Genomic DNA, 12,295 nt, shown 5'->3' with positions numbered 1-12,295 from the left:
AGTGATCAGGCCAGTGCGGCGAGCGCCTGCTTGACGGCCACCAGCGTCGGGTTGGTCGCGGTGGACCCATCGGCGAACTTCACGGTCGGCACCACATGGTTGCCGCCGTTGACGCTGCCGACGAACTCGGCCGATGCCGGATCGTCTTCGATGTCGATCTCGATATAGGTGATACCGGACTCGTCCAGCTGCTTCTTCAGCCTGCGGCAGTAGCCGCACCACGTGGTCGAGTACATCGTCAGGTCGGGCGTTGCTTCAGTCACGGAGTGTGCAACGTCGATCAGGTCGCGGGTGTTCCAGTCAAGTCTTTTTCCGTTGCCGCTTGCGCTGCTTTTAGTAAGCGCGCATACTAATCGCATGACGATCATTGCCACCACGCAAGCCAGCTCGACCGCACCGGCCGCCGCCTTCTTCGCCAAATGGGCGGATATGGCCACTTGGCCGGAATGGAACAACGACACCGAATGGGTTCGCCTCGACGGCCCGTTCGTCCAGGGCGCGACCGGGACGCTGAAGCCGAAGGGGGGACCGAAGGTGCCGTTCGTCGTCGAGCGGCTCAGCGACACCGAATTCGTCGACGTCTCCAAGCTCATCGGCGCCCGGCTGACCTTCGACCACCAGATCACGGTGGCCGACGGCCGCACCACGATCAGCGTCACCGTCTCGATCGACGGCCCGCTGCGCTGGCTGTGGACCAAGGTGATGGGCGGCGACCTGGCCAAGTCCGTCCGGCCTGACCTCGACGCGCTCATTGCCGTAACCGAGGGGGTGCGGGCATGACCAGGTATTGGTTGGGCGTCGTGTCCAAGGAGCATGTGCTGCGCGGCGTCGAACTCGGCTTCGCGCAGGCCAATCACGGCAAGCGCACGCCCGTCGAACGCATGCGGCCCGGCGACACGCTCATCTACTACTCGCCGCGCGAAGGTATCCGTTCCGGCGCGCAGATCCGCGCGTTCACCGCGATCGGCACCATCGACGACCGCCCCGCCTGGCAGGCCGACCCAGTCGATCTGCCGGACGGGAGTTGCTTCGAGCCGTGGCGCCGGTCGGTCAGCTACCGGACCGACGCGAAGGAGACGGCGATCGACGAACTGCGTGACGAGCTCGATCTGACCAGCTCACCGAACTGGGGAATGGTTTTGCGGCGCGGCCTGATAGAACTCACCGCACACGATCATGCGGTGATCGCGAAGGCGATGACCGGCGAGTGAGGGAGGCCGATGAGCAATGAGGGGCTACGCACCGAGTTCGAGCAGGCCGACGAGAGTCCCGGCTTGTTGCTCTGGCAGGTGACCAACCGGTGGCAGGCGGCACAGCGCGCGGCGCTTGCGCCGTTCGATCTCACCCACGTGCAATTCGTGCTGCTCGCCTCGCTCACCTACCTCGCGGCGGCCGGCGATCCGGTGATGCAGCGCGACCTCGCCGCGCACGCCGCCACCGACCCGATGATGACCTCCCAGGTGTTGCGCGCGCTCGAGCAGAAGGAGCTGGTCGAGCGCCGCGATCACCCGAGCGATCGCCGGGCGAAATCGTTGGTGCCCACCGAAGCCGGTGCGGCGCTGGCGAATCGGGCGGTGGTCGCGGTCGAGGCCTGCGATCGCGAGTTCTTCGGCCCGCTCGGCGCGCGGACCGGCCAATTCGCCACCGACCTGCGCAGCCTGCGGCGACTATAGAACCTCGTCGATCCCGAGGCCGTGGTCCCGCCGTCGCCACCGCTTCCAGGTCGGCAGATCGGACCCGGCGCCCCACTGGCCCGCGGCGTGCGTCTGGCACAGCAGGGCCCAGATGTACAGGGCCACAACGCCATACACGAGCCCCAGGGCCCCGATGTGCGGACCGACGGCGCCGAGCAGCACCGCGAGCACCGCACACGGCAACGGCCAGGACAGCACCCAGCGCCACCCCGCTTCGCTGCGTGCGCCACCGATTCCGGTGATCACGAAATATGCTGCGGCACCGCCACCGAGGGACCAGCCGATGCCGGTGGACACGTGCCCCTCCGCATGTTCGACGGCCAGGCCGAGACCAGCCGTGATGGTGGCGATCGCGGCGGTGATCCAGCAGTGCATCGCCATCACGTATGGCCGCGGTATCGAGCCGTCCGGACCGTCACCGTTCATCAGTCGCGGCACGAAGCCGTACATCAGGGTCAGCGCCCACAGGCTCGCCAGCACCACGAACGCGCCGAAGCCGAGGGCGAGCACCTTCGGGTGCCACACCACACCGCCGACCGCGGTGATCACCGCGATGACGCCCTCGCCGAGCACGATGATCACGTACAGCCCGAGCCGCTCGCCGAGATGCACCGAATCGGCGTGCAACGCCTTGACTTTCGGTGGCTCGATGTCCTTGAACCGGCGCGAGTCGCGGATCCGGCGGTCGATCGCCTCCTGTGCGCCCACCATCATCTTGTCGCCGCTCACCGCGAACATCAGCCACAGATCGATGACCAGGCCGAGCGCCCACAGATAGTACTTCCAGGGTTCGGGCACCCAGAGCGAGGCGATCCACGGCAGCACGCCGACCGACAGCTGGGCGATCGGCCAATCGACCACCAGCCTGCCGCGGCCCCAGACCTGCGCGGCGACGAGGCGCACGAGCACGTAGACCGCGGCGAACGTGGTCGCGTGCCGGTCCGGGATCCCGGCCACCGCCGCGGCCATCACGCCGAGGCCGAGCATCGCCCCGAGCATCAGATAGATCCTGGTGTGGTCACGGGCGATGTTGCCGTACAGCATTATGCACGCCCATACCGTCCAAAAGGCCAGGTAGAGCAGGATATACAGGGCGAAGTCACCGAGCGAGGGGCCGCGGTGCAGCAGGTGGGTGAGCTGGCCGATGCCGGCCACCGCGACGAGGTCGAAGAACAACTCCATCCAGGTCGCGTGCCGGTCGGCGGGTCGAGCGTCGGTCGACGGCGTGTCGTGTGCCACGAGGGGACAGTATTGCGCGCGCGGCGAGAGTTGTCGGCGGGCACTGTCATGATGGGTGCCGTGTCGCCAACCAGTACACACCAACCGACCGGCTCCGAGCTGGATTCGCTCGACCCCGAACAGGCCGCCGCCGTGCGCGCGCCACGGGGTCCGGTGTGTGTACTCGCGGGGGCGGGCACCGGCAAGACCAGGACTATTACCCATCGGATCGCGCATCTGGTGTCCACGGGACACGTGAAGGCCGACCAGGTGCTCGCGGTCACCTTCACCGCGCGGGCGGCGGGGGAGCTGCGTAGCCGGCTGCGCGCGCTCGGCCTCGGCGGCGACGCGAACCAGGTGCAGGCGCGCACCTTCCACGCGGCCGCGCTGCGGCAGCTCAAATACTTCTGGCCGCAGATCGTCGGCGATGTGCCGTGGCGGCTGATCGACGGCAAGTTCCCGATCGTCGCGCAGGCGGCGAACCGGGCCGGGCTCTCCTCGGCCACCGACAGCGTGCGCGACCTGCTCAGCGAGATCGAGTGGGCAAAGGCCTCGCTCATCGCGCCGGAGGACTATCCGGCGGCGGTGGCCAAGCAGCGTCGTGAGACGCCGTACGACGCGCTGCGGGTGGCCGAGGTGTACGCGGGGTACGAGAAGCTCAAGGCCACGCCGGACGGACTGCTGCTCGACTTCGACGATCTGCTGCTGCACACCGCGGCGGCGCTGGAGGACTATCCGGCGGTGGCCGACGAATTCCGCGGCCGCTACCGCAGCTTCGTGGTGGACGAGTACCAGGACGTCACCCCGCTGCAGCAGCGGGTGCTCGACGCCTGGCTCGGCGAACGCGACGATCTGACCGTGGTCGGCGACGCCAACCAGACGATCTACTCCTTCACCGGGGCCACCCCGGGCTATCTGCTCGACTTCTCTCGCCGCTTCCCCGACGCCACCGTGGTCCGGCTGGAACGGGACTATCGCTCGACCCCGCAGGTGGTTTCGCTGGCCAACCGGGTGATCGGCGTCGCGCGCGGCCGCATCGCGGGCACCAGGCTGCAGCTCATCGGCCAGAGGCCCGACGGGCCCGAGCCGGTCTTCGCCGAATACGACGACGGCCCCGCCGAGGCCGCCGCGGTGGCCAAGTCGATCAAACGGCTGATCGACGCGGGCACACCCGCCGCCGAGATCGCCGTGCTCTACCGGATCAACGCCCAGTCCGAGAGTTACGAGCAGGCGCTCACCGAGCGCGGCATCGCCTACCAGGTGCGCGGCGGTGAGGGATTCTTTCAGCGAGCCGAGGTGCGGCAGGCCATATCGGTCTTGCGTCAGGCCGCCTCGCGCGACGACCTGCCCGACGAGGCACGCAGCGGTGCCGCACTGGTCACCCTGGTCCGCGCGGTGCTGGCGCCGGTCGGCTTGACCACCGAGGAACCCGTCGGTGCGCAGGCACGGGAGAAGTGGTCCTCGCTCGTCGCGCTGGTCAACCTGACCGAGGAACTGGTCACCCACGACGACAAGCTCGACCTGCCTGGCCTGCTGCGCGAACTGGCAGCCCGCACCGAGGCCAGGCATCCACCGACCGTGCAGGGCGTCACGCTCGCCTCGCTGCACGCCGCCAAGGGGCTGGAGTGGGACGCGGTCTTCCTGGTCGGGCTGGCCGACGGCACGCTGCCGATCGCGCACGTGCTCGCCGACGACGGCTCGGTCGGCGACGAGGCGAAACTCGAGGAGGAGCGCAGGCTGCTCTACGTCGGCGTCACCAGGGCGCGCGAACATCTGCAGCTGTCCTGGGCGCTGGCCCGCGGCGAGGGCAGGCGACGCACCCGCCGCCGGTCCCGGTTCCTCAACGGCCTCGTCCCCGATGATTCGCCCGCGTCCAGGATCGCGACGCCGGTAGTCGAGGCGAAAGGCATGCGTCCCACCTGCCGAGTGTGTGCGAAACCACTGATCGGCACCTATGCGACTATGCTTGGCCGCTGTCGTCGTTGCCCGGCAGATCTCGATGCCGAACTTCTGGTGGCACTGCAGCAGTGGCGCGCGGAGAAGGCACAGGCGTTGCAGGTGCGCGAATTCGTGGTGTTCACCGACACCACGTTGACCGCGATCGCCGAACAACTCCCAGGTGACGACGCCGCGCTGGCCGCGATCGCGGGCATCGGCGCGAAGAAGCTCGAACAGTACGGCGCCGACGTCCTCGCGATCATTGCCTCGCGGCTGCGCGCAAGACCCCAAAACCGCAGGTAGAAAATAGGTTGTACCACCCGGCGAACTTGCCTATGGTGGGTTTTACGCACCGGGAGGTTATCCCGGCGCGCTGAGTTCAAACAGACACAACGAGTTAGGAGGGAGGCAGACGTGAACATCAATTTCTTCAATGCGATCGACGTTGCGGTGAATTCACCCATGTCGGCCTCCCGGGGGATCCTCGCCTTGCAGGGGATCGGTCTGTCCGAAATCGGAGTCTTCGGCACGCAGGCGCAACTCGAGCGCACGCATGCCCAGATGTGCATTTTGGACAAGCCCAGTGCGGGTGGCTGGCACCCGTCTGTCGTCGAAACGGCAGACGTCAACGTCGCCGCAGCAGCCGGTTATGAGCCGGCGGCGCTGCAGGCAACACGCCTTCGTCCCGCACACCAAGCGATCGTGATCAGGACTCGACAGAGATGTCGAATACCTAGGTAGGGAACTTCCCTCCCAGACCTCCTGGCCACGGATCGCACACCGCGAAACCGTGGCCATTCTTTTCGGCCCTTCAGCCAGTCGGCCCCGGTTTCGCGGACAACACAACGAACCGCTGCAACGAGCTGAAGGAGAACGACGTGTTCACCGCCCAGGATTGGCCATCGGCCACTACTGACGTGACATGCGGAACCGTGGCGCCGACCACTCGGACCCGGGAGGGCAACAAGTCCGTGCCTTGTCGAGCCGGAGATCCCGATCTCTGGTTCGCCGAGAGCCCCAACCAGTTGGAGCAGGCCAAGGCGCTGTGCGCCAGCTGCCCCATCCGAAAGGGCTGCTTGACCGCGGCCATGGATCGGCGCGAGCCGTGGGGTGTCTGGGGTGGCGAGATCTTCGATCAGGGGGTCGTCATCGCCCGTAAGCGCCCGCGCGGACGTCCGCGCAAGGTCGCGATCCCGGCATGAAACCGGGACTGACTTCCCTCCCTCCGGTCGATGTGCTCGATTCGGTTGGTCCTGACACGGGCCGAGCCAACGAACGAGAAAGCAGACGAACCGCTCACCGTCGCTCGGTGAGCGGCTCGTTTGCGTTGTCGTGCAGTACTTTCGGGGAAATGGGGGATGGGGATCAGGTTCGTCGTGGCCCGTGCGGGGCCCGGCGGACCGTCAGCCCGTCGGCAACGGCGAGCAGTAGTGTTCTGGTGTCGTCGGCGTGCGCCCACCAGCGGTGGCGCACGCCCGACGGGCAGTAGTAGGACTCTCCGGTGGACAGCGTCACCTCCTCGCCGTTGGCGGCGACCGTGATGGTCCCGGAGACCACGTAGATCAATTCATCGTTCTGATGCGTGAATTCGCGCTCGCCCCGGTCGGTGCCACCGGTGAACTCGAGCGCGCGCAGGTCCCGCGGTCCGTGGACCAGCGAGCGCACCGAACCGTCGTTGTTCCGATCGGCCTGCTCGAGTACGCCCTCGCCGGCCCGGACGATCACCGAGCCCGGCGTGCTGTCGGCCGCCGCCAGTAGCTCCGTCGCCGTGGTGCCCAGCGCGTCGGCGATGCGTTGCAACGAGCGCAGGCTCGTGTTCGTCCGCCCGTTCTCCAGTTGGCTCAGGAACGACTGCGACAATTCGGTCTTCGCGGCCAGCTGGGCCAGCGTCAGTCGTGCCGCACGCCTGCGGTCGTGCACGACGTTGCCGAGCCCGGGCCAGCGCGTCTGGTCGTCGCTTCCGTTCTGCTGCACTTACTCAAAACCTCTCTCGTTGCATCGCACATTGTCAGCAGCGGGGTACTGAATCCTCGTGTTTACATCACGGTGATCGCAATACTTCCAGTGGTATCTAGCGTACTGAATATTCAGTGGCACTGAATATTCAGGAGGATTGGTGGAGCAGAACACCCTCAAGCGCCGGGGAACCGGGCTGATCGGCATCGATGCGGCCTTGGCGTCGCCGGGATACACGCTGTACGCGCCGTTGGCCGGGCGCGGTCTGGTCGAGTTGGTCGATCTCGCGGGCGAGGTGGTACATCGCTGGCACCTGCCCTATCGGCCGGGCCGGCATGCCCGGCTGCTTGCCGACGGGTCGCTGGCCTACAACGGCGCGACACTGGCGCAGCCCGCGTTGTTCGCGATGTGGCGTAAGTACAGCGGCGGATCGATGGGCCGCTACGACAAGGACGCGACGCTGCTGTCGGAGCATCGCGACGACTTCCAGCATCACGACGCGCACCATTACGACGACGGCCGCATCCTCTACACCGGCGTCGAACCGCTGACCGGGGCCGCCGCGGCGCGCATCGAAGGCGGGGTGCCCGGTACCGAGGCCGACGGCATCGTCTGGTCGGACGTCATCAGGGAGGTCGCGCCGGACGGCAGCCTGCTCTGGGAGTGGCGGGCGGCCGAGCAGCTCGATCCGAAAGACTTTGCGCTGCAACCGCATTACTGGCGTGAGCACTGGCCGCTGATCAACAGCGTGCACCCGCTCGACGACGACACCCTGGTGGCGAGCCTGCGCAGCGTGTCCGCGGTGATCGCCATCGATCGACGCACCGGTGCGGTCTCGACCCTCGCCGACCGTGCCACCGTCGCTCAGCAGCACCACGCCACGCCCGTCGGCGACGGCAATATCCTGCTGTTCGACAACGGCACCTTCCGCACCGGCGAATCGGTGACCTACAGCCGGGTCATCGAAATCGACCGTGCCACCGGCGAAGTCGCCTGGAGCTACCAGGATTCGCCGCGCGAGGCGTTCTTCACACCATTCATGGGCGGCGCGCAGCGGCTGCCCAACGGCAACACCCTCATCACCGAGGCGGCGTTCGGTCGTATCTTCGAAGTGACTCCGGCGCACCAGATCTGCTGGGAGTACGTGGTGCCGTCGTTCACCGCGTACCCGGATCCCGATACCGCGCAGGTCTTTCCGGGTATCTCCAACGCCATCTTCCGCGCCTATCGTTACCAGGACATTCCGTGGCTGCCGGCGCGATGACCGGGCATCCGGTCGACGAGGCGCCGCCGCCCGGTCGGGCGCTCGCGGCGGCGGTGCAGCATCTGGTCGTGATGGTCGCGACGCCGATCGCCTCGGTGTTGTTGATCAGCCGCAGCCTGCATCTCGATGACGGGCAGTCGCGCGCATTACTCTGCGCCACTTTGCTTTTCAGCGGCATCGGCACGATCCTGCAGTCCAGCGGGCGGTTCGGGCTCGGCGCGGGCTTGCCGTTCGTCATGCTGCCCGGTGGCGCCGCGGTGGTGCTGTTCATTCAGATCGCGCAGGAATCGAATCCGGCGACCGCGAGCGGTGCGGTCATCATCACCGCGCTGGCGGGGATCGTGCTCGTCCCGCTGGCCCGGCGGCTGGTCACTCGGCTGCCCGCCGTCGTGATCGCCAGCATGATCGTGGTCATCGGCATCAACCTGGTGAAGGTGGCGGGCAATCTGATCACCACGCCCGACGATCGGTCGCCGGTGCGTTCGGTTGTGCTGGCTGCCGGCACTATTGGCGCGACGGTGCTCGCCTACCGAGTGCTTCCCGCGGGTTGGCGCCGTTTGTCCGTGCTGCTCGGCATGGCGGTCGGCAGTGCCGTCGCGGCGAGCCTGGGGCAGTTCCATCTGCAATCAGGCTCGGCGCTCGCGCAGGCACCCGGCCTATTCCTTTTCGGCACACCGCATTTCGACCTGCTCGCCGCCGTTCCGCTGCTGGTGTTCAGCATCGGGTCGATGGCCGAGGCCACCGGCCAAACCGTGCTCAACGCGAAGATCGTCGACAAGCAGATCGACGCGCCGCTGACCGTCGGCCGCGCCATTCGCGGCGACGCCGTCACCTCGCTGCTGTCCGGCCTCTTCGGCGGCCCGACCATGGTCACCAGCGGCGAAAACATCGGCCTGATCCGCCTCACCAACATTCGCAGCCGCTACATCACCGCCATCACCGGCGCGTTGCTCGTCGTCGCCGCATTCCTCGCCCCCATCGGCCGCCTCGTCAACTCGCTCCCCGGCCCGGTCGTCGGCGGCACGGCGGCCATCACCTTCGCCATGATCATCACCGCCGGTCTCGGCATGTTCCGCGACGTCGACCTGACCTCCGACTCGGTACTCCTCACTGCCACAGCAGCTTTGACCGCGGGCCTGCTCCCGATTCTGATCCCCGGTCTCTATCGCGGCTTTCCCACGGATCTGCGCCTGCTGCTCGGCAGCGGAGTAACGATGACCGCCCTCGTCGGCGTGCTGGTGCACCTGGTGTTCGCCCTCCGACTGCGCCGCACCGAAACCGGTGACGGCCGTTCACCTTTGGCGCAACGGAGTCAGAAGTCGAATACCGCCACCGTCGTGGCGCGCAGTACGCAGGTATTGGAAAAGAATCCATGATCGGAGATCGGCCGCCCGCGCCAGACACCGTCGATGGTGGCGACGATGGGATCGAAATCCTGCGAACACAGCGGCGGCACCGTGAAATCCGCCAGCTCCCGGATGTTTCCGTCGGCGGCCGTCAGGTTCTTACAGGCTTCCTTGGCCTTCGGATGGGTGCCGCCGATCTTCGGCGCGCACGTCAAGCTGACGACTCGCTTGTCGACCACATTGACCGATACGCCCGGCCCCACCGAGAGCGACACCACCGATTGCGCGTCCTCGTCGGTCGCGGCGCCGACCGCTGGGGCCATCGATGCCCCGAGTACTACCGCCGCACTGATCGAAACACCGATTACCCGACCGGTGCGCGACATGGCCATCACCCTTCGTAGACGGAGCCGATCCGACCTGAGACGAGGTTAATCGAGCAGCCACCCCGCTCCCCGCAATTGACGTCGCCCGGCAGGGTCCCGCCGACGGGGCAGCTTACGCCTGTGTGGGTCGCGCTACATCTTCGGCTCAGCTGGCCGTGCGCTCCTCGCGGAAGCCGGGCATCCAGGTGCGGACCAGTTCCATGAAGGGCAGTTCGGCGTCGAGCTGGGCGAGGATGCCGACGGAGCCGCCGAGGACGCGGAAGATCATCACGTATTCGGCCGGGAGTTGCAGGGCGCGTGCGGTTTTCATCTCCTGGCTGGAGATGTCGGAGGCCTTGCCCGCGACCCGCTGCATCCACTTGCGGGTGAAGTGGAACGAGTCGGACTTGATCGGATCGGTGAACGGGCGCAGGTAGTCGGCGATCTCTTTGTGCGTGACGGTACGGCCCGGGATGACCCAGCCGTTGTCGTACATCAGCGCGGTGAGTTCCTCGAAGCGCTCCTCGACGGCCAGCGCGAGCATCCGGCCCAGCACGACGGGAAAGCCGTTCGGCATCGGTGCGCAGGCGCCGAAGTCGATGACGGCGAGCTTGCCGTCGGCGAGCATCATGAAGTTGCCGGGGTGCGGGTCGGCGTGCAGCAGGCCGACGGTCTCGGGGGAGGAGAAGTGGAAGCGGCCCATCAGGCCCGCGACCCGGTTGCGCAGCTCGCGGGTGCCCGCCGGGTCCTCGGCACCCGCCTTGATGATCGAGGAGACGGCGGTGCCGTCCAGCCATTCGGTGACGATCACCTTCGGCGCGCTGGCCACCACCTTGGGCACCACGATCTCCTGGTGCCCGTCGAAACCCTTGGCGAAGGCGCGCTGGTTGGCCGCCTCGTTGCGGTAGTCGAGTTCTTCCTCGGTGCGCTCGGTGATCTCGGCCAGGATCGGTTTCACGTCGGCGCCGGGAATGACCGACGCGAGCAGCCCGGTCATCCGGTTCAGCGTCTTGAGGTCCGCGCGCAACGCCTCGTCGGCGCCGGGGTACTGCACCTTGACCGCGACGGTGCGCCCGTCCGACCACACCGCCTTGTGTACCTGGCCGATGCTGGCCGACGCGGCCGGGTTGTCGTCGAACTCCTGGAACCGCTGCCGCCACTGGGTGCCCAGCTGCTGGTCGAGCACCCGGTGCACGGTCTCGGCCGGCATCGGCGGCGCGGCGGCCTGCAGCTTGGTGAGGGCCTCGCGGTAGTGCTCACCGAACTCCTCGGGGACCGCGGCCTCCATCACGCTGAGCGCCTGCCCGAACTTCATCGCGCCGCCCTTGAGCTCGCCGAGCACGGTGAACAGCTGCTCGGCGGCCTTCTGGTTCAGCTGCGCGTTGATCTCGGACCGGTCGCCGCCCGCCAGCTTCTTCCCGAACCCCACGGCCGCCCGCCCGGCGATGCCGAGCGGAATCTTGGCCAACTTGGCGTTACGGGACGAGCGACGGCGCACAATCTCAGACACGTACCCATCATGGCGGAAGGAACCACAACTTAGCCATGGCAATCTTGAATCGGCGCCGCCGACGGGAGTGACCCCGGTCACTTGCTCGCCGATCCGGTCGGCGGCCGCGGGCGCGCTCGACATGCGGTGAGCCCAGCGGGAATTCGCCGGCAATCGCAGTCCGCGTGGCGTGGCCACTGCCGCCGATCGAGCAGCCGTGCGGCCAGGTCTAATTCGAGAGTCGCATCCAACGTGGCCAGCTTCCGGCGGGTGGACAGCGCCAGGATGTCCTCCACTTCGCTGACCGCGAGGGCGGCGGTGGCGGCGATCTTGGCCGGCGACGCGTGGCCGACCCGGTCGAGCAACTGTGCGGCCAGATGCGGCCAGTCCGCGTCGTTGTCGGCGCGCAGCAGGTCGGCACAGCGCAGGCAACTGGTCGCGCCGGGCAGTACGAGCGGGCCGATCACGCCGCGGCCGTCGCGGATCCGCACCGGCAGGTGGGCGATCCGGTGCCGCACGAGATCGTCGATGAGCCGCGGGTCGGCGATGATCGTGTCGGCCAGCACCACCAGGTCGGCCCGCCAGCTGGACACCGGCGCCGCGTGCGGACGGTAGTCGCGCGAACGGCTCGGCCGCACACCGAGTTTGCGCAGCCCCGCGACGATCGCGTCCGAGATCGGCCCGAGCCCGTGCACCCGCACCGACCGGATCCGCCCGCCGCGATCCTCGGGATGTTCGAGCAGCCCGGCTTCGTCGAGCACGTCGAGCAGCGCCACCGCGAGATCCGGCTCGATGCCGCATTCGCCGGCCCGCCAGACGATTTGCGGCCGCGTCTGGGTCCCGTCCAGCAGGCGTAGGAAGGCCAGCACGGTGTCGGCGTCGAGCCCGGCGGCGTCGAGCAGCAATGCGGTCTCGGGATGCCAGCCGAGCTGCACGGTGCCGGACGGGCGCACCAGCACGGTGAGCTGCGGGGGCAGCATCGGACCACGACACAGTGATGTCATGCCCGGCAGTATGCGCAGTCC

At 67.7% G+C, this 12,295-nt stretch carries 14 protein-coding genes; 8 read left to right on the top strand and 6 right to left on the bottom strand.

Annotated elements, in window-relative coordinates; genetic code table 11:
* Positions 1-5 precede the first annotated feature (5 nt).
* Positions 6-236, bottom strand: a complete 231-nt coding sequence (locus tag ABZ942_RS11070) for a mycoredoxin (protein ID WP_357381846.1) — start codon at positions 234-236, stop codon at positions 6-8.
* 121 nt (positions 237-357) lie between these two features.
* Between ABZ942_RS11070 and ABZ942_RS11065 the strand changes: the two genes are divergently transcribed.
* From ABZ942_RS11065 to ABZ942_RS11055, 3 genes are read left to right on the top strand one after another with little or no spacing between them, the layout of a single operon-like run.
* Positions 358-780, top strand: a complete 423-nt coding sequence (locus ABZ942_RS11065) for a hypothetical protein (RefSeq protein WP_357380666.1) — start codon at positions 358-360, stop codon at positions 778-780.
* Positions 777-1,211, top strand: a complete 435-nt coding sequence (locus ABZ942_RS11060; RefSeq protein WP_357380664.1) for an EVE domain-containing protein — start codon at positions 777-779, stop codon at positions 1,209-1,211. Before ABZ942_RS11065 ends, ABZ942_RS11060 begins: the two co-directional genes overlap by 4 nt.
* Positions 1,212-1,220: 9 nt before the next feature.
* Complete coding sequence (locus tag ABZ942_RS11055) at positions 1,221-1,673, top strand: MarR family transcriptional regulator (protein WP_357380662.1); 453 nt, start codon at positions 1,221-1,223, stop codon at positions 1,671-1,673.
* Here the strand turns inward: ABZ942_RS11055 and ABZ942_RS11050 are convergent.
* Positions 1,668-2,933 (bottom strand): low temperature requirement protein A, encoded by a 1,266-nt coding sequence (locus ABZ942_RS11050; RefSeq protein ID WP_357380660.1) that lies wholly within the window; start codon positions 2,931-2,933, stop codon positions 1,668-1,670. The two genes, ABZ942_RS11055 and ABZ942_RS11050, sit on opposite strands and share 6 nt — an antisense overlap.
* A 51-nt stretch (positions 2,934-2,984) precedes the next feature.
* Between ABZ942_RS11050 and ABZ942_RS11045 the strand changes: the two genes are divergently transcribed.
* From ABZ942_RS11045 to ABZ942_RS11035, 3 genes are all read left to right on the top strand, one after another.
* On the top strand, positions 2,985-5,153 hold the full coding sequence (locus ABZ942_RS11045; RefSeq protein ID WP_357381844.1) for an ATP-dependent DNA helicase UvrD2: 2,169 nt from the start codon (positions 2,985-2,987) through the stop codon (positions 5,151-5,153).
* Positions 5,154-5,264: 111 nt separating this feature from the next.
* A complete protein-coding gene (locus ABZ942_RS11040; RefSeq protein ID WP_357380659.1) occupies positions 5,265-5,591 on the top strand; it encodes a hypothetical protein in 327 nt (108 codons plus the stop codon).
* A 176-nt stretch (positions 5,592-5,767) separates the two neighbouring features.
* Positions 5,768-6,052, top strand: coding sequence for a WhiB family transcriptional regulator (locus ABZ942_RS11035; RefSeq protein ID WP_357381842.1), 285 nt, complete (start codon positions 5,768-5,770; stop codon positions 6,050-6,052).
* 163 nt (positions 6,053-6,215) lie between these two features.
* On the opposite strand, the gene ABZ942_RS11030 is transcribed toward ABZ942_RS11035, so the two are convergent.
* Positions 6,216-6,824, bottom strand: a complete 609-nt coding sequence (locus ABZ942_RS11030) for a helix-turn-helix domain-containing protein (RefSeq protein WP_357380657.1) — start codon at positions 6,822-6,824, stop codon at positions 6,216-6,218.
* Positions 6,825-6,966: 142 nt separating this feature from the next.
* Here ABZ942_RS11030 and ABZ942_RS11025 point away from each other — a divergent pair, with 142 nt between their 5' ends.
* Positions 6,967-8,070, top strand: a complete 1,104-nt coding sequence (locus tag ABZ942_RS11025) for an aryl-sulfate sulfotransferase (protein WP_357380655.1) — start codon at positions 6,967-6,969, stop codon at positions 8,068-8,070.
* Positions 8,052-9,446 (top strand): solute carrier family 23 protein, encoded by a 1,395-nt coding sequence (locus ABZ942_RS11020; protein WP_357380653.1) that lies wholly within the window; start codon positions 8,052-8,054, stop codon positions 9,444-9,446. Before ABZ942_RS11025 ends, ABZ942_RS11020 begins: the two co-directional genes overlap by 19 nt.
* On the opposite strand, the gene ABZ942_RS11015 is transcribed toward ABZ942_RS11020, so the two are convergent.
* From ABZ942_RS11015 to ABZ942_RS11005, 3 genes are all read right to left on the bottom strand, one after another.
* The gene (locus ABZ942_RS11015) at positions 9,383-9,802 is read right to left on the bottom strand and encodes an SSI family serine proteinase inhibitor (protein WP_357380651.1); all 420 of its coding nucleotides are present in this window, start codon (positions 9,800-9,802) and stop codon (positions 9,383-9,385) included. The genes ABZ942_RS11020 and ABZ942_RS11015 overlap by 64 nt on opposite strands.
* Positions 9,803-9,947: 145 nt before the next feature.
* A complete protein-coding gene (locus ABZ942_RS11010; RefSeq protein ID WP_357380649.1) occupies positions 9,948-11,291 on the bottom strand; it encodes an AarF/UbiB family protein in 1,344 nt (447 codons plus the stop codon).
* 77 nt (positions 11,292-11,368) lie between these two features.
* Positions 11,369-12,274, bottom strand: coding sequence for a hypothetical protein (locus ABZ942_RS11005; protein WP_357380648.1), 906 nt, complete (start codon positions 12,272-12,274; stop codon positions 11,369-11,371).
* Positions 12,275-12,295: the final 21 nt, after the last annotated feature.

This window comes from Nocardia sp. NPDC046473 (assembly GCF_040645995.1).
Classification (GTDB): domain Bacteria; phylum Actinomycetota; class Actinomycetes; order Mycobacteriales; family Mycobacteriaceae; genus Nocardia.
This window is presented reverse-complemented; position numbering and strand designations above follow the sequence as displayed.